The organism is Microbacterium sp. (genome assembly GCF_017305435.1).
In the GTDB taxonomy this organism is placed as follows: domain Bacteria; phylum Actinomycetota; class Actinomycetes; order Actinomycetales; family Microbacteriaceae; genus Microbacterium.
The window spans coordinates 1-22274 of sequence record NZ_JAFKIP010000007.1; the positions used below are offsets into that span (position 1 = coordinate 1).

The following is a 22274-nucleotide window of genomic DNA, read 5'->3' on the forward strand; positions in this document are numbered from 1 at the left end:
CAACCGAAGCTGGAACGAGGTTAATTGGCATTTGACAAGTGCACGCTGTTGAGTTCTCAAGGATCGAACGCTCCCCCCAGCCAGCCTCACGACCAACCCAGAAGGGCAACTTCACCACCTTACCCCCACACCAACCAACCGTCAAATCCACCTCAGCGCCTCTAGAGGCAAGCCATCGGTGATCTTCGACAGATGTCGAGGAGTGGGGATCCCATCCTAGACCGAAAGGTCGTGTTCTCTCAATCGAGAGGTTTGGGATGGGTGGTTCTCCGCTTGAGGGGGCGAGGCCTTCCGGCTCTTGCTCTTCCCTGTGGGGCGAACAGGTATTAAGTTACGTGGCTCCGGCGCATGGGGCAAATCCGCCCCTCATCCCGGGCGTGTCGCGGGGATAGGGTGGCGACGTGAGCGATCACGTCCCGCTTCCCGCCCGCACTGACGTGTCTGCGCTCGCGGCGAGTGCGGTCGAGCGCGTCGCGGCGGCCGCGACGCGGCTGGCGGGTCAGGGCGAGCGGCCCGCGATCGACCCCGTCCGCGTGGCGATCTCCTACTCCAGCGAGCGGTGGTTCCGTCTGGATGGCTGCGCGCAGACGGGGTTCGCGCCGCTTTCGTCGTTCTTCCGCACGCGCGACGGCCATGTCCGTACGCACGCGAACTACCCGCATCACCGCGATGCCCTGCTGCGTGGCCTCGGGCTGCCGCTTCACACCGAGCGAGACGATGTCGCCGACGCCCTTCGTTCCCGAGACACCGATCGTGTCGTCGCGGACGTCACGGCACAGGGCGGACTGTGCGTACCCGTCCGCGCGGAGGTTCCGGCCAGGGATGCCGCGCTGCGCCGCGCTCCGCTCGTGGAGATGAGCCGGATCGCCCACACGCCACCCCCTCCGCCTCGCGTCATCGCGACGGAAGGGTCGCATGCGCCACTCGGCGGCATCCGGGTCCTCGACCTCACCCGCGTCATCGCGGGCCCGGTCGCCACACGCACGCTCGCCTATCTCGGCGCCGACGTGTTGCGCATCGACCCGCCGCACGCACCCGAGCTCGAGACGCAGCACCTGGACACCGGGCACGGCAAGCGGTCGGCGCTGCTCGACCTCCGCTCCCCCGCCGGCACGGCACGCTTCGGAGCGCTCGTGCAGGGCGCCGACATCGTCGTCCTCGGTTACCGCGCCGCGGGCCTCGAGCGCCTGGGCGTCACGCCTGAACTGCTCATCGCCCGGCATCCCGGACTGATCGTCCTGTCGCTGAGCGCGTGGGGCACACCGGATCGCCGCGGCTTCGACAGCCTCGTGCAGGCCGAGAGCGGCATCGCGCTGCTCGAGTCGACGTCCGATGAGCCGGGAGCCCTGCCTGCGCAGGCGCTCGACCACACCGCCGGCTACCTCCTTGCGACCGCGGCGATCGAGCTCGTGACGCGCCGCGCACGCGAGGGCGGCTCGTGGAGGGCCACCACCTCGCTGCGTCGCATCGCCGCGGAACTGCTCGGCATGCCGCGCACGGAGCACCCGACCCCGGGTGTCCTGCCGGCCTCGGCGGACGGCCACACCCAGACTTTCGATGTCGACGGTCGGACCGTCACGACGGCCGGACCGGCATTCACCTTCCCCGGAGGCCAGGATCGGTTCGCCCCGCCGCGCCCGTGGGGACGCGACGAACCGACCTGGACCTGAGCCCGATCTGGGCCTGAACTCCTCGGAGCGCCGCGAATGGACGACGGCCCCCGCTCCGAGGAGCGAGGGCCGTCGTGGTGCGGCGGCGTCTTACTGAGCAGCCTTCACGATCGCGAGGAGGGTCGGGTTGTTGGCGTAGGCCTCGGCCGCGTTCTCCTTCGTGACGATGACGGGCGGCAGCAGGTACGCCGGGACGACCTTCACACCGTTGTCGTACTGCTCGGTGTCGTTGACGTCGACCTCTTCGCCCTTCTGCATCTGACCGATCATCTTGATCGTCTGCTGGACGAGCAGCGTCGTGTCCTTGTTGATCGTCGAGTACTGCTCGCCGGCCATGATCGACTTCACCGACTCGACCTCGGAGTCCTGACCGGTGACGGTGAACGTCGAGATGTCCTTGCCCGCCTGCTTCACCGAAGTGATGATGGCGCGGGCGAGGGTGTCGTTCGGCGACAGCACGCCGTCGATCGTCGCGGACGTGTAGTTCGCGGCGAGCAGGGCGTCCATGCGGCTCTGCGCGTTCTCGGCCTTCCAGCCCTGCGTCGCCGTCTGGGCGATCGCGGTCTGACCGGAGACGACCTTGAGGGTGCCGTCGTCGATCTTCGGCTGGAGCACCTTCATCGCGCCGTTGAAGAACACCGCCGAGTTCGCGTCGTCGGGCGAGCCGGAGAACAGCTCGATGTTCCACGGGGCGCCGTGTCCCGACCGCTGCGCCAGGCCGTCGAGGAGCGCCTGGCCCTGGAGCTCACCGACCTTGAAGTTGTCGAACGCGACGTAGTAGTCGACGTTCGGCGTGTTCTCGATGAGGCGGTCGTACGCGATGATCTTGACGCCGGCATCCGCGGCCTGCTGCAGCTGGGTGCCCAGCTGCTTGCCGTCCTTGGCACCGATGACGATGACCTTCGCGCCGTTCGTGATCATGGCGGAGATCTGGTTCTGCTGCTCGGCGACGGTGTTGGATGCCGGGGCGTACTGCACGTCGCCCGTGAAGCCGGCCTCCTTCAGCCCGTCTTCGAAGAGCTTGCCGGCGAGGACCCAGTTCTCCGAGGTCTTGTCCGGCAGCGCCACGCCGATCGTCGCGTCCGCCGCGAACCCGCCGGAGGCCCCGGCGTCACCGGAGGCGGAGGGGTCGGCGGTGCGTCCGGAGCCGGAGCAGCCGGTCAGCGCGAGCGCCGTGGCAGCGGCCAGAGCCGCCGCCGCGAGTGCGATCTTCTTCATTGATTCATCACTTTCTCTTGGTGGGTACGGAAGGGAAGGAATGGAAGGGCCGGGATGAGCGGCGGATCAGCCTTTCGGCAGGTCCGCGGGCTGGCTCGAGGTGTTCGTGCCGGAGGTGGGGACGACGGCGGGGACCTCGGCGATGACCTCGACGGACGTGTCGCGCCGTCGCATCATGAGGCCGATGATCGACGGTCCGCCGCGGCGCTTGCTGATGACGTCCACCGCGACGGCGAGGAGCAGGACGAGGCCCTTCACGATCGAGACCGTGTCGGCGCCGGCGCCGATCAGCTGGAGACCGTTGTTGAGGAACGCCATCACGAGGCCGCCGATGATCGACCCGATCACGGTGCCGATACCGCCCGAGACGGCCGCGCCGCCGATGAAGACCGCGGCGATGGCATCCAGCTCCCAGCCGTTGCCGTCCTGCGGGCCGGACGCCGTCGCCCGCCCGATGTAGATCATTCCGGCGATTGCGGCGAGCACCGACATGTTCATCATGACGAAGAAGTCGACGCGGCGATCCTTGACGCCGGACAGGCTCGCGGCGAGGCGGTTGCCGCCGACGGCGTAGATGTGGCGGCCGAACACCGTGCTGTTGGTGAGGAAGGAGTAGATCACGACGAGGACGAGGAGGATGACGCCCGAGATCGGGAAGCTCGTGCCGGGGCGCCCCGTGGCGAACAGCCATGCCGCCCAGAGGATGGCGGCGCTCAGCAGGACGACCTTGACGACCGAGACCCACACCGGCGCGCGGTCGGCGTCGATCTTGGCCTGCTGACGGCGCAGCCGGACCTCGTTCCAGACGATCCAGCCCGCACCGATGAGGCCGAGCACCATCGTCAGCACGTTGAAGTCGAAGGGCAGGGGCAGCTCGGGGAGGTAGCCCGACCCGATGAAGCTGTACTCCGGCGGGACCGGGATCGTCGTCGACTGGCCGATCGCCTGGTTCGCGCCCCGGAAGATGAGCATGCCCGCGAGGGTCACGATGAACGCCGGCACACCGACGTAGGCGACCCAGAACCCCTGCCAGGCGCCGGCGAGGGCGCCCACGACGAGGCCGATCGCGATCGCGAACGGCCACGGCACGTTCCACTCGCTCATGGACTTCGCCACGATGATGCCGACGAAGGCCGCGACAGATCCGACGGACAGGTCGATGTGACCCATGATGATCACCATCACCATGCCGATCGCCAGGATCAGGATGTACGACTGCTGGCTGACGACGTTGATGAGGTTCTGGGAGGAGAGGGTCTTTCCCCCGGTCATGATCTGGAAGAAGAGGATGATCGCGATGAGCGATCCGAGGATGCCGAACTGGCGGCCGGTCGAGCCGGATCCGAACATCTTGCGCAGGTCGGAGAACCCGCCCTGTCGGTCCTTCGCTGTCGTGTCGGTCATGCTCTCGCCTTCGGTCGGGAGGAGGTCATGCTGCGCATGAGGTTTTCAGGAGTGGCTTCGGATGCCGGGATGTCGTCGGTGATCTGACCTTCGAAGACGGTGTAGATGCGGTCGGCGATGCCGAGGAGCTCGGGGAGCTCGCTCGAGATGAGGATCACGCCCTTCCCCTGGGACGCCAGCTGCTGGATGATCGTGTAGATCTCGTACTTGGCGCCGACGTCGATGCCGCGCGTCGGCTCGTCGAGGATCAGCAGGTCGGGATCGGTGAACATCCATTTCGCGAGGACGACCTTCTGCTGGTTGCCGCCGGAGAGCTTCGAGACGCCGACGTCCACCGACGGCGTCTTGATGCGCAGTCGCTTGCGGTAGTCCTCGGCGATGTCGTTCTCCGCGTAGGGGTCGACGACGCCGCGACGGGAGATCTTCGAGAGCTTCGCGGCGACGATCGAGCGCTTGATCGTGTCGAGGAGGTTGAGGCCGAGCACCTTGCGGTCTTCGCTGACGTACGCGAGACCGTGCGCGATCGCGGCCTGGACGTCCTTCAGGACGATCTCCTGGCCGTCCTTGACGATCGTGCCCCCCAGGTACTTGCCGTAGGACCGACCGAAGATGCTCATCGCGAGCTCGGTGCGCCCGGCCCCCATGAGACCGGCGAGCCCCACGATCTCGCCGCGGCGGACGAACAGGTTCGAGCCTTTCGCCACGAGGCGCTCGGCGATCTGGGGATGCTGGACGGTCCAGTCGCGCACCTCGAAGAACACCTCCCCGATGTGCGGGGTGCGGTCGGGGAACCGGCTCTCCAGAGATCGGCCGACCATCCCGCGGATGATGCGGTCCTCGTCGACGCCGCCGCCGCGCAGATCGAGCGTCTCGATGGTGCGGCCGTCTCGGATGATCGTGATCTCGTCGGCGATCTGCTCGATCTCGTTGAGCTTGTGGCTGATGATGATCGACGTGATCCCCTTGCCCTTGAGGGAGAGGATCAGATCCAGCAGGTGCTGCGAGTCGTCCTCGTTGAGCGCCGCGGTCGGCTCGTCGAGGATCAGGAGCTTGACGTCCTTCGCGATCGCCTTCGCGATCTCCACGAGCTGCTGCTTGCCGACGCCGAGGTGCTTGATCTGGGTGTCCGGATCTTCGCGGAGTCCGACGCGGGCGAGCAGGTCGACCGCGCGCAGACGCGCCTCGGACCAGTCGATGACGCCGCCGCGGGCGATCTCGTTGCCGAGGAAGAGGTTCTCGGTGATGGAGAGCTCCGGGATCAGGGCGAGCTCCTGATGGATGATCGCGATACCGGCCTGCTCGGAGGCGCGGATGTCGCGGAAGGCCACGAGGTCACCGCGGAACCAGATCTCGCCGGTGTAGGTGCCGTGCGGGTACACGCCGGAGAGAACCTTCATGAGCGTGGACTTCCCCGCGCCGTTCTCCCCGCAGATCGCGTGGATCTCCCCCGCGCCGACCGTGATCGACACATCGCTCAGCGCCTTGACGCCGGGGAACTCCTTCGTGATGGAGCGCATCTCCAGGATCGGGACCGCGTCCGCCATGGGCTCGACCTCCTCGTCGTCCGTTATGCCCGAAGCATGATTGCGGCGGTTCTCCGCCGTCGATGTGACCGTTCACATCGCTTGAACATCGTGCACCCTCCGCCGCCTCGTGTCAATTACGCGCGGGGCCCGTTATCGAAGCGTCATCTTCGACGCGTCGCGGCGGGCGCCGTGGAGCCCCGCACGACGAGTTCGGGCGTGAGATCGACGATCCCTTCGCCCGCTCCTCCGGCGCCGCCCGCGGCATCCGTCGCCGCCGCGCTCGCGGGGCCGGCAGGCCCGATCGCGCGCAGCAGCGCACGGACAGCGCGCTCGCCCAGACCCGCGAAATGCTGGTGGACGGTCGTGAGCGGCGGGGCGGCATGGCGCGCCAGCGGGATGTCGTCGAAGCCGACGACGCTCATCTGATGCGGCAGGTCCACCCCGACGTCGCGGAAGCCGTGCAGGAGCCCGAACGCCATCGCGTCATTCCCCGCGAAGACGGCGGTGAAGTCGAGCCGGCGGGAGAGCTCCACGGCAGCCCGGTAGCCGAAGTCGGCTGTCCAGTCGCCGAGGATCGGCGGGCGGGTCGGCAGATCGGCGTCGGAGAGGGCATGGAGGTAGCCGCGCATCCGGCTCTCGGCCTCGATCCAGTCCTGCGGGCCCGCGACGTGGAGGATCTCGACATGGCCGAGCCCGATGAGATGCTCGGTCGCCAGGCGCGCCCCGCGCACCTGATCCTCCGCGATCTCCGCGACGCCGCGCTCGGCCGTGTGCAGACCCAGATACGGGACATCGACGTCGAGCTCGGCGAGGACGTCGAAAACGCGCACCTGCGGGGCGTGCACGATGATGCCCTCGACCGACTGGCGACGCAGGTGCTCCACGGCCGCGCGGATCGTCTCGGGGCGCGTGTCGGCGAGGTAGGCGGAGTTGACCCAGTAGCCGTGCGCCCGCGCCGCATCCTCGACGGCGGCGACGCTGGAGGTCGGGCCGTACTCGCCGCGCGACCCGAGAATCAGCCCCAGCGTGCGCGAGCGGCTGGTCACGAGGGCGCGGGCGGCCTGGTTGGGCCGGTAGCGCAGCTCGGTCATCGCGTCGAGCACGCGCTGCTTCGTCTCGGGGCGGATCGAGGGATGGCCGTTGAGGACGCGCGAGACGGTTTGATACGACACGTCGGCAGCGCGCGCGACATCGCGGATACTCGCCGTGCGGGTGCGCTCCTCGCCTGCGGTCACCGCGCCCTCGCCTTCGATGTGCACGTTCACATTGCTCGCGTCCACACTAGCGCGCGCGGTTCACGCACGGCGAGCACGGCTTCGTCGTGCGATGACCGCCACGCAGACGGCGACCGTGAGAACGCCCCACACGGCGCAGGCCGGCGGCAGCACGCGGTAGGCGAGGTGCTGGGCCGTCCACGTCGCGGTGAGCGGTCCGTAGGCGAGGAGCCCGATGACCCACGCTCCCGCCAGGATCACGGGCAGCGAGAACCACCACGCACGCCGCACGATCGGCGCGAGCACATGCGGGACGGATGCCGCGGGCGCACGCCGCGACATCCATCGCGCCGCCCACACGGCGAGGATGACGAGAGCGATGGCGCTCGATCCGTGCTGGAGCCATTTGTATCCCGCGAGCGGGCCCCACTGCTCGGCGAGGGCGGGGAAGAGACGCACGCCGTACCGGCCCTCGTGGGTGAAGGCATCCCACGCGATGTGCGAGAGGACCCCGATCACGAGCGAGACGATCACGAGGGCGGCGCGCACCCACGGGCGTCGCGGTGGGAGCGCGCGCACGATCGCGAGCCCCGTGGCATCCCACTGTGCCGGAAGGCGCCGCGCGACGGATGCCGGGGCGAGTTCGCGCACCGCGGGCCGCAGCAGCGCGTACCAGAGCACGAGGAGCGCGAGCGCGATCGCCGTCGACAGGGCGACGTTCGTGTGGGTCTGCTGATAGCTCAGCGGCGTGCCTCGCAGGAAGAGCGGCAGGTCCGGCGTCATGGCGCCGATCGCGATGGCCGCCGGCAGGAGCGGCGTGCGCACGAACGGCAATGCGACGACGGCGTGCGACGGAGTGAACGGCACGCGCGTGGCCTCAGGCGACGAACAGCCCGGCGAGCGTCTTCTTCCCGCGTCGCAGCACCGAGACCCCACCGGGCAGCGTGCCGCTCACGACCGCCGATTCGTCGTCGACCTTCACGCCGTCGAGCGAGACGCCGCCCTGAGCGATCGCCCGCCGCGCCTCCGACAGGCTCGACACGAGACCGGTGTCCAGGAGCGCCTGGGCCACCGACGTCTCCGCGGCGACCGCGGCGTGCGGCAGTTCCTCCAGTGCGCTGCGCAACGTCGCCGCGTCGAGCGCCCGGAGGTCGCCCGCGCCGAACAGGGCCTCGGATGCCGCGACGACCGCTGCCGCGGCGTGCGCACCGTGCACGAAGGTCGTCACCTCGAGCGCGAGTCGCTTCTGCGCGGCGCGGCGGAACGGCTCGGCGTCGACGAGCGCCGCGTACTCCTCGATCTCGGCGCGGGTGAGGAATGTGAAGACCTTGAGCCGATCGACCACGTCGGCATCGGCCGACGACAGCCAGAACTGGTACATGCGGTACGGGCTGCACATCGCGGCATCCAGCCAGATCGCGTTGCCCTCGCTCTTGCCGAACTTCGTGCCGTCGCTGTTCGTGATCAGCGGGGTGCCGATCGCGTGCACCCCCACACCCTCGACGCGATGGATGAGATCGACGCCGCTCGTGAGGTTGCCCCACTGGTCCGAGCCCCCCGACTGCAGCACGCAGCCGTACTGGCGGTACAGCTCCAGGTAATCCATCCCCTGCAGGATCTGGTAGCTGAACTCGGTGTAGCTGATGCCCGCTTCGGAGTTCAGCCGCGCGGAGACGGCGTCCTTCTTCAGCATCGTGCCGACCCGGTAGTGCTTGCCGATCTCTCGCAGGAAGTCGATCGCCGACATCGGCGCCGTCCAGTCGAGGTTGTTGACCATCCGAGCGGCGCTGTCGCCCTCGAAGCTCAGGAACCGCTCGACCTGGGCACGAAGGAAGCCGACCCACTCGGCGACGGTGTCCTTCGTGTTGAGCGTGCGCTCCGCGGTCGGTCGCGGGTCGCCGATGAGGCCGGTCGACCCGCCGACGAGACCGAGGGGCTTGTGGCCGGCCAGCTGGAGGCGGCGCATCGTCAGCAGCTGGACGAGATTGCCCAGATGCAGACTCGGCGCCGTCGGGTCGAATCCGCAGTAGTACGTGATCGGGTCGCCGGACAGCAGCTCGCGCAGAGCCTCTTGATCGGTGGACACATGCACGAGGCCACGCCAGACGATCTCATCCCAGACGTTCTCGAACGTCGGGTCGTTCGCGGGCTCCAGTGCTTTCACGGAGACGGATTCAGACACGCGCTTCAGGCTATCAGTGGCCTTCTGCGGTTTCGGAGCCAAGTGGTCTGACCACAGGTAGAATTGATCTGCAGACACCGGACGACGTCACCCGCCGTCGTCACGCGGATGCCGTGACCGCCCTCACGAGGGACGGTGCCCCGGGCATCCGCCACGACCCCCTCACAAAGGACGGACATGCACACTCGCCCACCCCGCCCCCGCAGAACGACCCGCTGGCTCGCGCGCGCGACGGCATCGGCCACTGTTCTCGCGATCAGCGCCGCACTGGCGCCAGCCGCCTCCGCCGCGCCGCCCACGATGCCTTCGACATCGATCACGGTCACCGGCAACGCCGCCGGCGAGCGCGTCATCGGCGCGGTGCCGCTCACCGGCGGCGGCACCGCGATCGACCTCGCCGACCCCTACCCGGACGCGATTCCCGATGGCTATCGTGACCCGCAACGCCTGTGGGCGCGCATCCAGATCGCGCAGACGTCGAGCGGCACGGTGCTCGAGATGTACTGCATCGACTTCCTCACGTCGATCGTCCACGGCCATGAGTACGACCAGGGCTCCTGGGCCGAGGCGGGCGTTCCCCACACGGGGTACATCTCGCGCCTCATGGCCGAGAACTACCCCGCCGTCCCCTCCCAGCCGGTCGACGTCTCCGACGATGTGCGCGCCGCGGCCGTTCAATCCGCGATCTGGTACTTCAGCGACGGCTACGTCCTTGCCGCCGATGACCCGATCCGACCCCATACGGCGGCACTCGTGACCGCGGCGCTCGGCGCCGGGCCGCTCAGCGAGCCCGTCATCCCCGAGCTGTCGATCACCCCCGACGCCCAAGAGGTCCTCCACGACGAGCTCGCCGGCCCGTACACGATCACGGGCTCGGTCGACGCGCCGACCGTCTCGTCCTCCGGTGCGTCGATGTATGCCGACGCGGACGCCACCGTGCCGATCGCGGACGGCGCGATCGTCGAGAACGGAACGAGCATCTGGCTACGCGCCACCGCCGACGGCACCGGTGCGACCCTGACCGCCGTCGGCAGTGTGACGATGCCCGGCGGGTCGACCTTCCTGTACGCGCACCGGCAGGCCGAGGCCGACGGACAGCGACTCATCGCCGCGCGAGATGCGGATCTCGTCGCGACGGCGCAGGCGACCGCGACCTTCGTGCCGTTCGGCGCCCTCACGGTCACCAAGACGATCACCGGCGACGGCGCGGGATGGCAGGACGACGTCGTGCTCCACGTCACAAGCGACCACGGTCTGGACGAACGGGTGACGATCCCCGCGGGAGCCGCCGCCGGTGCGCACCGTCGCACCTTCGACCGGCTGCCCGTCGGATCGGTCGTCACGGTCACCGAGACGAGCACCGGCGCCAACGCCTTCGTCACGGTCTCCGGCCGCGAGCCGCAGACGGCGACGATCGTCGCCGTCGACATCGTCACGGCAGCGATGACGAACACCTACACGCGCATCCTCGGCGCCGTCGATATCGTGAAGTCGATCAGCGGCGAGGGCGCCGGGGCGCAAGACGACATCGTGATCGATGTCCTCGCCGATGACGTCCCCCTGCAGACGATCACGATCCCTGCGGGCACCACCACGCAGACCACGACCTCGATCACCGATCTTCCCGTGGGCACCGTGGTCTCCGCCGTCGAACGCGTGTCCGGCGCGAACGCCGTCGTCACCGTCGAGGCGAGCGGCACGGAGCCGATCGTCGTCCGCGGCGACGAGCGGGCCCGAATGGACATCGAGAACGTCTACACCTTCACCTCCCCGCCGCCCGTCCCGGGCGACGACGGCCGGGCGTCCGCGCCGCTCGCGGCGAGCGGAGGGGACGGTGCCGGACTCGCGATGCTCCTCCTCGGCGCCGCCGTTCTCCTGTGCGCAGGGGCTGCGACCCGGCTCGTGGAGCGGCGCTGATTCGCCGAGGGGGCGTGCGGCCGCGGCATCCATCGTCGTGACAGACTGTCCGCGTGGATGCCGCAGCCGTCGACCTCGCTGGGATGACGCTCGACGCGCTCATCCTCGTCGTCGGCGTCGTCGCGGCGCTCACAGCGGCGCTGGTGCTCGTGACGGTCTCTTCCCGGTCGGTGCGGACGGGCCCGCTCGCGGTCGCCGGAGCGCTCGTCGTGGTGTGCTTCGTCGCCGTCTCGGTCGTCCCGGCACGGATCCCTGCGCTCGCCGGCGCGGTGCTCGCGCTCCTGACGATCGCGCTCGCGACCGTCGGGGGGAATCCGGTCGCGCGCTGGGTGCTCCGCGCGGCGGACGGAGGAAAGACCACGGAGGGGCCGCGCGGCGGCATCCTGGTCGAACTGATGGCCGAGCGCTCCGTCGCCGCGACGGTGTCGGGGACACACCAAGAGGAGATCCTGCGCGGCGGCACGACGATCGGCTACCTCGAACGGCTGGCGGCGGCGCTCAGTCTGGTCGCGGGCTTCCCCGCGGCGATCGCCGTCATCGTCGCACTGAAGGGCATCGGCCGCTTCACGGAGCTCGCGACGCCGGCCGCTCGCGAGCGTTTCATCGTCGGCACCCTCGCGAGCCTCGTCTGGGCGTGCGCCGTGGGGGCGATCGCACCGCTCGCCCTGTGGTGAGCACCCGTCAGAGATCGACGAGCTGCGCGTAGGCGAGGATGATCGTCGTCGCGCCGGCCGTGGCGAGCGTCTGGGAGACCGCGGACTGGCTGATCCCGTGCGCCTCCGCCAGGTCGCCCTGCGTCACGCCGGCGATCCGCCCGGAGACGAGGGCACGAACCCGATCGCTCCAACGCCCGATGACACGGTCGCGCGCGAGCGCCCCGGCGTTCGCGATCCCGACGAGCTCGTCGACGCCCGCGGATTCCGCCGCATCGGCGACCACCCACGTGCGCGCCTGCGGCGCCTCGCGACGTGCCACGTCCTCGACGCGCTCGACGGCGGCGCGAGCGGCCCACCATCCGGGACCCTCGGCGAGCACGCCTCCCACCGACGGGATGTCCTGCACGGCGCCCATGCCCAATCCGAACCTCAGATCCAGCCCCGACGGCAGCGCGAGCCGCACGAGCAGTGTGCCCGCCAGCGCCGCGCGGAGCGAGGGGAAGACCCCTTGGAACTCGTCGCCGACGACGGCTTCCAGCGATCGGACAGGGCGCGCGTGGGCGGGGAGCACGCGCTCGGCATCGGCCAGCGCCTGCTCGATTCCGCGCTGCGCGACACGTCGATCAGCCAGTTCGCGGGAGCCGACGATGTCGGCGATCACAGGAACCATCACGCCATCAATCTATATCTTATGATGCTGGAGAAAGAAGCTTTGGGCCTATATTCCGCCGGATATCAGGCGATCACGGAGCGCGCGGCAGTCTGCGCGCGTGCGACGAGCTCGGCCCGCTGCTCCGCGACCCGCACGCCGGCCGTGCCGCCGACACCGGTGCGGCTCGCCACCGACCCCTCGATCGACAGCACCTCCCGCACCGACGGATCCAACTGCGGCGACACCGCGGCGAGGAGGGCGTCATCGGCATCCTCCAGCCCGATCCCGTGCTCCTCGCACGCCCTGACGAGCGCACCGGAGATCTCGTGCGCATCACGGAAAGGCACACCGCGCTTGACGAGCCATTCGGCGACGTCGGTGGCGAGCGAGAAGCCCGCCGGCGCCAGCGTCGCCATCCGGTCCGTGTCGAAGCGGAGCGTCGCGACCATCCCCGCGAAGGCGGGCAGGACGACCTCAAGCGTCGTCACGGAGTCGAACACGGGTTCCTTGTCCTCCTGCAGATCGCGGTTGTACGCGAGAGGCAGCGCCTTCAGGGTCGCCATCAGCCCGGACAGGTTGCCGATCAGACGGCCGGCCTTGCCGCGCGCGAGCTCGGCGATGTCGGGGTTCTTCTTCTGCGGCATGATGCTCGAGCCCGTCGAGTATGCGTCGTCGAGGGTGACGAAGCCGAACTCGCGCGTGTTCCAGATGATGATGTCCTCGGCGAACCGTGAGAGGTCCACGCCGATCATCGCGGCGATGAACGCGAACTCGGCGACGACATCGCGGGCCGCCGTCCCGTCGATCGAGTTCTCCGCGGGGCGTGCGAGGCCGAGCCGATCCGCCACCAGCTGGGGGTCGAGGCCGAGCGTGGCCCCGGCGAGCGCACCGCCGCCGTACGGCGAGACGGCCGCGCGGACGGACCAGTCACGCAGGCGCTCGAGGTCGCGCACGAGCGGCCAGGCGTGCGCCTGCAGGTGATGCGCGAGCAGCACCGGCTGCGCGTGCTGCAGGTGCGTGCGCCCCGGCATGATGGCCTCCGCGTGCGCATCGGCCTGGGAGACGATGGCGTCGATGAGCCGCAGGATGTCGCGGGCGATGACACGTGCGTGGTCACGCAGGTACAGGCGGACGAGCGTCGCGATCTGGTCGTTGCGGCTGCGCCCGGCGCGCAGCTTGCCGCCGAGTTCGGCGCTCACCTCGGCGATGAGCGCGGCTTCCAGCGCACCGTGGACGTCCTCATCGGCGTCGGATGCCACGAGCGCGCCCGACTCCCAGGCATCCCGCAACGCGTCGAGCCCGGCATGCATGCGCTGCTCCTCGTCGGGCGTGAGATAGCCGGCGGCGGCGAGGGCCGCCGCGTGCGCGTGCGAACCGGCGAGATCGTAAGGGGCCAGCGCCCAGTCGAAGTGCGTCGAGCGGCTGAGCGCGGCGAGCTCGGGCGAGGGGCCGGACGCGAATCGCGCGCCCCAGAGCGACCCCTCGTTGGTGCGCGCTCCCTCGTTCGTGCTCTGTGCGGTGGAATCAGTCACCGCGCCAGCCTACCGACCTCGCCCGGGGCTCCCGATCCCGCCTCCGCCACCGGAACCAGGTAAGGGTGCCCTAACATCGTCACCGTGACTCCGCGCGAACGCACGTTCTTCTCGACCCGCACCCTCCTCACGCTCGCCGCGATCGGCGTCGGCGCGGGCCTCATCGTGATCCCCATCTCGTGGGTGTCCCAACTGGTGTGGGCAGGGGCGCCCATGCTCTACGGCGCGTTCGTGATCCCGTGGGTGCTCCCCGGCGTCATCGCGCAGGCCGTCGTGCCCCGCGGCGGCAGCGCACTCGTCTCGGGCCTCATCGCCGGCCTCGTGGCGGTGCCGTTCACCGGCGGGATCGGCGGGCTCAGCCTGTTCCTGTTCATCGCCGCGTTCCTCGAGCTGCCCTATGCGCTCACACTGTGGCGCCGCTGGACCGCGGCGATGGCGTACCTCGCAGCCGGTGTCCTGTCGGTCGGCTATGCCGCCTTCTGGTGGTTCACGCTGGATGCGGGGCGCTTCCCGCCCGTCGTCCGGGCGATCACGATCGTCGTGCTGGTCGCCGCGATCCTCATCGCGACGGCGCTCGGCCGCCTCATCGCCGCCCGGCTGCAGCGCGCGGGGGTCGGCGTGGCGGCTGGCCGCGCCCGCGAGGTCAGCGCCCCAGCACCCGTCGGCTGACGACGGCGAGAAGGGCTTCGAGGGGGCCGCGCCCGACGAGGAGCGCCCACGCCGTGCACAGCAGCACCGTGCCGACGACGAACGGCCAGAACGGATGCAGCGCGCGCATGCCGTCGAGATCGGCGGTATCACCCAGGACGATCGCGGCGACGACGGCCCACGCGACGATCTGCGCCACGTATGCCGTCAGCGGCATCGACCCGACCGCGCGAAGCGGCAGAACGGCGGCGGCCACGGCCCGCGCCCGACACACGAGCCCGCACGCCCCAATGACCGCGAGAGCGACACCGCCCGACCCGACGACCTCGAAGAGACCGCCGGAGTGGGCGCGCGCCGTCAGCACCGCCGTCAGCTCCGCGCCGAGCAACGGGTCGCCGGCGATCGAGGAGCTGAACGGCGCCGATCCGGCCGCGCCGGCGCGAACGACCGCATCGGCGCCGTAGCCGATCACGGCGAGCGCCGCACCCGCGCCCAGCAGCCGCGCCTGCGTCGCGCGTACGGCGAGGCCCGAGCGACCGGCGGCGAGACCGGCGACGAGGAAGACGATCCACACCGTCACGGGATAGTGCCAGCCGAGGAGCAGGGCGAGGATCGCGCCCTGCTCCCCCTGCCAGAGCGGCAGCGCGTCGAGTGCCGGCTGGATCCAGGGCATGACGAGCGCCAGGGCGGCCGCGACGATCCAGAGTGTCCGGGCCGCCAGCCGCAGGAGCGGGAGCGCGAGGAGGAAGAGGAGCGCGTACGCGGGAAGGATCACGAACACCGGCACGCCCGTCGCGATGAGGGCGAGGCCGATGAGCCAGAGCAGGATGCCGCGGATCGCGAGCGCCTGGCGCACGAACGTCAGCCGCGGCCCCCGCGGCATCCTGTGCGCGCCCCCCGACACGAGCGCGATCGAGACGCCCGCGAGCGTCGCGAACAGGATCGACGACCGCCCGCTCGCGATGTCACCCCACGTCGCCGGTTCGCGCCAGTCCCACGGCGCAAGCGCGATGAGGTGCGCCGCGAACATCCCGAGCACGGCGAGCCCGCGCGCGAGATCGACGCCGGGCAGTCGGCCCGGCGCCGAGAGTCCGCCTCTTACGGCTGACGCAGCAGCCACACCAGCAGCGCCTTCTGCGCGTGCAGGCGGTTCTCGGCCTCATCCCAGACGACCGACTGCGGGCCATCGATGACCTCGGCGTCGACCTCGTATCCCCGATCGGCGGGGAGGCAGTGGATGAAGATCGCCTCGGGCGACGCGAGCGCCATGATCTCCTCGGTGACCTTGTAGCCCCCGAGGTCGTGCACCCGCTGGATCTTCTCCTCCTCCTTGCCCATCGACACCCACGTGTCGGTGACGATGACGTCGGAGCCGGCCGCCGCCTCGTTCGGGTCGGTGAAGAGGGTGACGGACCCGCCAGTCTGCGCGGCGATGCGATCCGCGTCGGCGATGACGTCCGCGCGCGGCGCGTAGGCGGCCGGGGATGCCACGCGCACGTGCATGCCCGCGGTGACGCAGGCGAGCACGTAGGAGTGGCCCATGTTGGACAGCCCGTCGCCGAAGAAGGTGAGGGTGAGGCCCTTCAGGTCGCCCTTGTGTTCGCGGATCGTGAGCAGGTCGGCGAGCAGCTGGCAGGGGTGGAAGTCGTCGCTCAGCGCGTTGACGACGGGCACCGTCGTGCCGCGAGCCATCTCCTCGAGGCCCGCCTGCGCGTACGTCCGCCACACGATGGCGGCGACCTGGCGCTCGAGGACCCGCGCCGTGTCGGACGGAGTCTCCTTGCCGCCGAGCTGGCTGTTGGCCGTCGAGATGACGAGCGGCGAGCCGCCGAGGTCGGCGATGCCGACGGCGAAGGAGACGCGCGTGCGGGTGGAGCTCTTGTCGAAGATCACCGCGACGGTCTGCGGACCCTCGAGGGGCTTGAGCTTCCAGCGGTCCTTCTTGAGCGAGACGGCGAGGTCGAGGATCTCGGCCTGCTCGGCCGGGCTCAGGTCGTCGTCGCGGAGCAGATGGCGGGTCATGCGGGCACCTCCGAGGTCGGGGTCTGGGCATCGAGGAGGAGGGCGTCCTGCACGGTCGCGAGCGCGCGAGAGAACAGCCGGGTGAACTCGTCGATCTCGACGTCGCCGATTGTGAGCGCCGGCGCGAGCCGGATCGTCGAGTCGTTCGCGGCATTCACGATGAGGCCGTGCTGCTGGGCCGCGGCGACGACGGCCGGGGCGACCGGCGCGGTCAGCGCGACGCCGATGAGCAGGCCCTCGCCGCGGCATCCCTCGACGAGCGTCGAGCCCAGTGCGGCGACCTGCTCGCGCAGCTGGATGCCGCGCTGCCGGGCGTTCTCGACGAGACCGGCGCGCTCGATCTCGGCGAGGACGGCGTCGGCGACGGCCGTCCCGAGCGGGTTGCCACCGAAGGTGGAGCCGTGGCTGCCGGGGGTGAACAGGTCGCTCGCCGCGCCGAACGTGATGAGCGCACCGATCGGGAACCCGCCGCCGATGCCCTTCGCGACGGTGATCGCGTCGGGGACGATCCCCGCGCGTTGGAACGCGAACCAGCTGCCGGTGCGGGCCGCCCCGGTCTGGATCTCGTCGATGATGAGCAGCGCCCCGTGCCGCGCGGTGAGCTCGCGCGCCGCCTCGAGGTAGCCCTCCGGCAGCGGAACGACGCCCGCCTCGCCCTTGATCGGCTCGACGAAGAGGGCCGCGACGCGGTCGTCCATGGCCGCCTCGAGCGCCTCGACCGTGGAGTCGAGGAACTCCACGCCCGGCACCATGGGCGCGAACGGCTCCTGCATGTAGGACTTCCCCGTGAGGGCGAGAGTGCCCATCGTGCGCCCGTGGAAGGCGTTCGTGAGCGCCAGGATGCGCGGGCGGGTGTCCGTGCCGTCGGACCCGCGCCCGTGCAGACGCGCGAGCTTGAACGCGGCTTCGTTCGCCTCGGCGCCCGAGTTGCCGAAGTAGACACGCCCCGCCTCGCCCGCACCCGCGAGCCGTTTGAGCGTCGCGGCGAGCGCGAGCTGCGGGGGCGTCGCGAAGAAGTTCGACACATGTGCGAGGGTGGCGGCCTGCTGCGCGACGGCCTGGACGAAGACCGGATGCGCGTGGCCGAGCGAGGTCACCGCGATGCCGCCCAGGAAGTCGAGGTAGCGGCGCCCCTCGTCGTCCCACAGCGACGACCCCTCGCCCCGCACGAAGAGCGCGAACCGCTCCCCCGCGTTGCGCACGAGATCGCGTCCGGCATCGTCCTTCCAGCTCGCCTGCGTTCCGCTGTCCTGCTCCACCGCGCTCACTGCGCCACCACCTCTGTTCCGATTCCCTGTTCCGTGAAGATCTCCACCAGCACCGAGTGGGGCTGGCGGCCATCGATGATGGCGGCCGTCTCGACGCCGCCGAGCGTCGCGTCCAGGCACGCCTGCATCTTCGGGATCATGCCCGACTCGAGCGTGGGGAGCAGTTCCCGCAGCTCGGATGCCGTGATGTGCGACACGAGCGAATCGCGACGGGGCCAGTCGGCGTAGAGCCCGGCGACGTCGGTGAGCACCACGAGCTTCGCGGCGCCGAGCGCGATCGCGAGGGACGCAGCGGCGGCATCCGCGTTGACGTTGAGCGACTGCCCGGGGTTGTCGAGATCGGGCGCGATCGAGGAGACGACCGGGATCCGCCCGGCGGCGAGCTGATCGAGCACCGGCTGCGGGTCGACGCGCACGACGTCGCCCACCGCGCCGAGGTCGTGCTCGGTGCCGTCGATCACGACACCGCGACGGCGCCCGCCGAACAGTCCCGCGTCCTCGCCGGAGAGCCCCGCAGCGAACGGACCGTGTGCGTTGATGCGGGCGACGAGCTGCGGATTGACCTGCCCCGTGAGCACCATCCGCACGACGTTCATGGCCTCCGTCGAGGTGACGCGATAGCCGCCCTTGAACTCGCTCGGGATGGCGAGCCGGTCGAGCATGTGCGAGATCTGCGGGCCGCCGCCGTGGACGACGACGGGCTTCACGCCGACGAAGCGCAGATAGGCGATGTCCTGGGCGAAGGCATCCTGCAGCTCTTCGGAGACCATCGCGTTGCCGCCGTACTTGATCACGATGATCTGATCGCGGAAGCGCGCGAGCCAGGGCAGCGACTCGATGAGGACGGCGGCCTTCTCGGCGGCCTGCTCGGGCGTCGTGTGCTGGACGTTGTCGGCGGCACTCATGAGCTGTACGCGCTGTTCTCGTGGACGTAGTCGTGCGTCAGGTCGTTCGTGAAGATCGTCGCCGCCGCGTCGCCGGCCTTGAGATCGATCAGCACGTCGGTCGCGCGCGGCGTGAGGTCGACCTCCTCCCGGGGGCGGTCGGGCGCGCCGGCGCTGCACAGGCGCACGCCGTTGAAGCTGACGTCGACGGCGTAGGGGTCGAACGGAGCCGATGTCGTGCCGATCGCGGCGAGCACGCGCCCCCAGTTCGGGTCGTTCCCGAAGATCGCCGCCTTGAAGAGGTTGTTCCGTGCGACCGAGCGTCCGACCTCGACGGCGTCGTCTTCGGATGCCGCGCCCACGACGCGGATCGCGATGTCGTGACTCGCGCCCTCGGCATCCGCCTGCAGCTGGACGGCGAGGTCCGTGCACACCTCCACGAGGGCGGAGCGGAACGCGTCGACGTCGGGGACGATCCCGGACGCGCCGGACACCATGAGGGTGACCTGGTCGTTCGTCGACATGCAGCCGTCGGAGTCGAGTCGGTCGAAGCTCACGCGCGTCGCAGCGCGCAGGTGCGCGTCGGCCTCGGCGGCGGTGAGGACGGCATCGGTCGTGAGGACGACGAGCATCGTCGCGAGGCCCGGCGCGAGCATGCCCGCGCCCTTCGCCATCGCCCCGATCGTCCAGCCGTCGCGGCGGAACGTGACGGTCTTCGGCACCGTGTCGGTCGTCATGATGGCGAGCGCGGCATCCGGGCCGCCCTCGGGAGAGAGATCGGCGATACCGGCCGCGGTCCCGGCCAGGACCTTGCCGCGGAAGACCTCGTCCCCAGAGCCGATGAGGCCCGTCGAGCACACCAGCACGTCGCCGGGGCTCACCCCGAGGAGCTCGCCCGCCTTCTCGGCGGTCTGATGCGTCGTCTGGAACCCGAAGCTGCCGGTGAAGCAGTTCGCGCCGCCGGAGTTCAGCACGATCGCCTCGACGACGCCGTCCGCGATGACCTGCTGCGACCACAGGATCGGGTTCGCCTTCGCCCGGTTCGACGTGAAGACGGCTGCGGCGACCTTGAGCGGCCCGCGGTTGACGACGACGGCGACATCCGGCTTGCCGGTGGATTTCAAGCCGACGGCGACGCCGGCCGCCTCGAAGCCCTCGGGCGCGGTCACTCCCTGCGCGGTGGTGCTCACGGTGCGACTCCGTTCACGGTCAGGCCCCGATCCTCGGGGAGGCCGAGGGAGATGTTCATCGATTGGATCGCCGCACCCGCGGTGCCCTTGACGAGGTTGTCGACCGCGGCGACGACGACGACGCGGTTCGCGGCGCGATCGATCGCGAGGCCGAGGAGGGCCGTGTTGGCGCCCAGGACGTCGGCCGTGCGCGGGAACTGCCCCTCCGGCAGGAGCTGCACGAAGGTCTCGTCGCCGTACGCCTGCACCCAGGCATCCCGGATCTGCGCGTCCGTGGCGCCCGCCGCGATCGGCGCCGTCGAGGTCGCGAGTATCCCCCGCGCCATCGGCACGAGGACCGGTGTGAACGAGATGCGCACGTCGCCGCCCGCCGCCGGCGCGGTCGCGGCGGCGAGCGCCTGCCGGATCTCCGGGATATGCCGATGCGTGCCGCCGACGGCATACGGGTTGGCGGAGCCGAGGATCTCGGATGCCAAGAGGTTCGTCTTCAGGCTCTTCCCCGCCCCCGACGGGCCGACCGCGAGGACGCTCACGATGTCGGAGGCATCGATGACGCCGGCGGCGACGCCGGGCGCGAGGCTCAGCGCGACCGTCGAGGCGTTGCAGCCGGGCGCCGCGATCCGCGTCGCCCCGGCGAGGTTCGCGCGCTGCCGCGTGCTGCCGGGGCTGCCCAGCCCGCCGACCGGCAGCTCCGGCACGCCGTAGGCCCACGGATCGTGGAACGCGCCGCCGTAGAACTGCGCCCAGGCATCCGGTGACGTCAACCGGTGGTCGGCACCGGCGTCGATCACGAGCGGTGTGCCGGCGAGCGCGTCGGTGTACTGTCCGGACTGCCCGTGCGGCAGCGCGAGGAACACGATGTCGTGACCGGCGAGCACGCCGGGAGTCGTCTCCTGAAGCTCGAGGTGCGCGAGCGAGCGCAGGTGCGGCTGGTGCAGCGCGAGCGGCTGACCCGCGTTGGCGTGCGCGGTCACCGTCGTGATCTCGATGTCGGGGTGCGCGGCGAGCAGGCGCAGGATCTCGCCGCCCGCATAGCCGGAAGCGCCGGAAACGGCGACCGAATAGGTCATCTCTCAACCTTATTGTCTGTGGTGACGCCGCTCATGACGCGGCACGGACCGGAGACGGCGACACCCACTCCTCGACCCGCCGAGGACGGGGAGGTACGGGGCCGCCTAGAGTCGGCGGTCGCCCAGGCGTCGGCGCGCGCGGGACACCGCGGAGGCGGTGGTCGGGGCCGAGAGCATGCCGCGACGATAGCGTGCGGGCGGGCCGGGAGGCAAATCCGCGCCCTCACAGCTCCAGCGCGGCGATCAGCTCCCTCTCCTCGGCGCGGGTGAGCCCCGCGGCGCGCGCACGCTCGAGGCCCCGATCCCGCTCGTCGTCGAGAGTGCGCGCGATCGTCTCGCTCAGCGGGCGGAGTCCGCCGCCGAGCAGGCGGTACATCGCGTTCGACCGCGTCGCGAACCCGGGCGCATCCGCGGGCAGCCACAGCGGGAGGGATCGCGGGCCCGCCCAGTACTCGACGCCGTGCGCGCGCAGCGCATCGGGGGACGCGGCGACGACGGCACCGGTGTGGCCGGATGCCGCGCGCGCGAGCCGCAGCACCTCCCCGAGCGGCACGGAGTCGCCCACCGCGTTGACGGCGCCGGTGAATGCGGCGCGACCGACCGCGACGATGAACGCGGCGAGGTCGTCGACGTCGATGACCTGGGCACGGGCGTCCGGCGCGTCCGGCACGAGCACGGGCTCCGCCCCGGCGAGGGCGAACCGCGCCGGCCAGTAGCCGAACCGATCGGTCTGATCGCCCGGTCCGACGATGAGTCCCGGCCGAACGATGGCCGCGCGGTGCCCGAAGGCCTCGCGCATCGCTCGCTCAGCAGCGGATTTCTGGCCGGCGTAGTCGCCGTCGGCATCCGGATCCGCCGAATCCACGGGGGCGGCGAGCGCGGCGCGCTCGTCGGCGCCGGGCTCGTCGTCGCGGGCGTAGACGGAGACGCTCGAGACGTACGTGACGTGGCGGGCAGTCCCCCGCAGCGCGTCGGCGGCCGCCGCGACGTGCGCCGCCCTCGACGAGACATCGACGACCTCGTCCCAGTCCCGGCGGCGGACGTCGTCGTAAGCGCCGGCCGCGGTGCGGTCGGCGCGGACGAGCCGCGCCCCGTATGGTGCCTCGCGCGCGCCGCGTGCGAGGCACGTGACGGATGCCCCGGCATCCAGCCAGGCCGTGCAGATCCGGCCGCCCAGCCATCCGGTCCCGCCGAGGATCAGCACGTCGGTCATGGGGCTCC

The 22274-nt window shown here is 70.6% G+C and carries 19 protein-coding genes; 4 read left to right on the top strand and 15 right to left on the bottom strand.

Annotated features, from left to right (window positions below):
- Positions 1–401: 401 nt before the first annotated feature.
- Positions 402–1670, top strand: coding sequence for a CoA transferase (locus J0I43_RS12880; RefSeq protein WP_292864478.1), 1269 nt, complete (start codon positions 402–404; stop codon positions 1668–1670).
- A gap of 90 nt (positions 1671–1760) precedes the next feature.
- On the opposite strand, the gene J0I43_RS12885 is transcribed toward J0I43_RS12880, so the two are convergent.
- From J0I43_RS12885 to tyrS, 6 genes are all read right to left on the bottom strand, one after another.
- A complete protein-coding gene (locus J0I43_RS12885; protein WP_292864481.1) occupies positions 1761–2888 on the bottom strand; it encodes a sugar-binding protein in 1128 nt (375 codons plus the stop codon).
- A 66-nt stretch (positions 2889–2954) separates the two neighbouring features.
- Positions 2955–4292: a multiple monosaccharide ABC transporter permease gene (gene mmsB / locus J0I43_RS12890; RefSeq protein ID WP_292864484.1), complete on the bottom strand. Its 1338-nt coding sequence runs from the start codon at positions 4290–4292 to the stop codon at positions 2955–2957.
- Complete coding sequence (gene mmsA / locus J0I43_RS12895) at positions 4289–5836, bottom strand: multiple monosaccharide ABC transporter ATP-binding protein (protein ID WP_292864487.1); 1548 nt, start codon at positions 5834–5836, stop codon at positions 4289–4291. The genes mmsB and mmsA overlap by 4 nt, the downstream gene beginning before the upstream one ends.
- A gap of 143 nt (positions 5837–5979) precedes the next feature.
- Positions 5980–7083, bottom strand: a complete 1104-nt coding sequence (locus J0I43_RS12900) for a LacI family DNA-binding transcriptional regulator (protein WP_292864490.1) — start codon at positions 7081–7083, stop codon at positions 5980–5982.
- Positions 7084–7113: 30 nt separating this feature from the next.
- The gene (locus tag J0I43_RS12905; protein ID WP_292864493.1) at positions 7114–7899 is read right to left on the bottom strand and encodes a DUF4184 family protein; all 786 of its coding nucleotides are present in this window, start codon (positions 7897–7899) and stop codon (positions 7114–7116) included.
- A gap of 10 nt (positions 7900–7909) precedes the next feature.
- Complete coding sequence (gene tyrS, locus J0I43_RS12910; protein WP_292864496.1) at positions 7910–9214, bottom strand: tyrosine--tRNA ligase; 1305 nt, start codon at positions 9212–9214, stop codon at positions 7910–7912.
- A gap of 300 nt (positions 9215–9514) precedes the next feature.
- On the opposite strand from tyrS, the gene J0I43_RS12915 reads away from it, so the two are divergent.
- Both J0I43_RS12915 and J0I43_RS12920 read left to right on the top strand, forming a co-directional pair.
- Complete coding sequence (locus J0I43_RS12915; protein ID WP_292864499.1) at positions 9515–11131, top strand: thioester domain-containing protein; 1617 nt, start codon at positions 9515–9517, stop codon at positions 11129–11131.
- A 53-nt stretch (positions 11132–11184) separates the two neighbouring features.
- A complete protein-coding gene (locus J0I43_RS12920; protein ID WP_292864502.1) occupies positions 11185–11805 on the top strand; it encodes a hypothetical protein in 621 nt (206 codons plus the stop codon).
- A gap of 7 nt (positions 11806–11812) precedes the next feature.
- Here the strand turns inward: J0I43_RS12920 and J0I43_RS12925 are convergent, their stop codons facing one another.
- Positions 11813–12457, bottom strand: a complete 645-nt coding sequence (locus J0I43_RS12925; RefSeq protein ID WP_292865325.1) for a SatD family protein — start codon at positions 12455–12457, stop codon at positions 11813–11815.
- Between the two features lie 65 nt (positions 12458–12522).
- Positions 12523–13971 carry an argininosuccinate lyase gene (gene argH, locus J0I43_RS12930; protein WP_292864505.1) on the bottom strand — a complete coding sequence of 483 codons (1449 nt, stop codon included), beginning with the start codon at positions 13969–13971 and terminating at the stop codon, positions 12523–12525.
- An 84-nt stretch (positions 13972–14055) separates the two neighbouring features.
- On the opposite strand from argH, the gene J0I43_RS12935 reads away from it, so the two are divergent.
- Entirely contained in the window at positions 14056–14640 is a 585-nt protein-coding gene (locus J0I43_RS12935; protein ID WP_292864507.1) for an ECF transporter S component, read from the top strand.
- Here J0I43_RS12935 and J0I43_RS12940 read toward each other — a convergent pair.
- The 7 genes from J0I43_RS12940 to J0I43_RS12970 all read right to left on the bottom strand — a co-directional run bounded on the left by J0I43_RS12940 (position 14615) and on the right by J0I43_RS12970 (position 22266).
- Entirely contained in the window at positions 14615–15739 is a 1125-nt protein-coding gene (locus J0I43_RS12940) for a DUF418 domain-containing protein (protein ID WP_292864510.1), read from the bottom strand. The two genes, J0I43_RS12935 and J0I43_RS12940, sit on opposite strands and share 26 nt — an antisense overlap.
- Positions 15718–16641, bottom strand: coding sequence for an ornithine carbamoyltransferase (gene argF / locus J0I43_RS12945; protein WP_292864513.1), 924 nt, complete (start codon positions 16639–16641; stop codon positions 15718–15720). Before argF ends, J0I43_RS12940 begins: the two co-directional genes overlap by 22 nt.
- Complete coding sequence (locus J0I43_RS12950) at positions 16638–17909, bottom strand: acetylornithine transaminase (protein WP_292864516.1); 1272 nt, start codon at positions 17907–17909, stop codon at positions 16638–16640. Before J0I43_RS12950 ends, argF begins: the two co-directional genes overlap by 4 nt.
- A complete protein-coding gene (gene argB / locus J0I43_RS12955; protein WP_292864519.1) occupies positions 17906–18814 on the bottom strand; it encodes an acetylglutamate kinase in 909 nt (302 codons plus the stop codon). The genes J0I43_RS12950 and argB overlap by 4 nt, the downstream gene beginning before the upstream one ends.
- Complete coding sequence (gene argJ / locus J0I43_RS12960) at positions 18811–19983, bottom strand: bifunctional glutamate N-acetyltransferase/amino-acid acetyltransferase ArgJ (protein WP_292864522.1); 1173 nt, start codon at positions 19981–19983, stop codon at positions 18811–18813. The genes argB and argJ overlap by 4 nt, the downstream gene beginning before the upstream one ends.
- A complete protein-coding gene (gene argC, locus J0I43_RS12965) occupies positions 19980–21053 on the bottom strand; it encodes an N-acetyl-gamma-glutamyl-phosphate reductase (RefSeq protein ID WP_292864525.1) in 1074 nt (357 codons plus the stop codon). The genes argJ and argC overlap by 4 nt, the downstream gene beginning before the upstream one ends.
- A gap of 223 nt (positions 21054–21276) precedes the next feature.
- Positions 21277–22266 (bottom strand): NAD-dependent epimerase/dehydratase family protein, encoded by a 990-nt coding sequence (locus tag J0I43_RS12970; RefSeq protein WP_292864528.1) that lies wholly within the window; start codon positions 22264–22266, stop codon positions 21277–21279.
- Between the last annotated feature and the right edge of the window lie 8 nt (positions 22267–22274).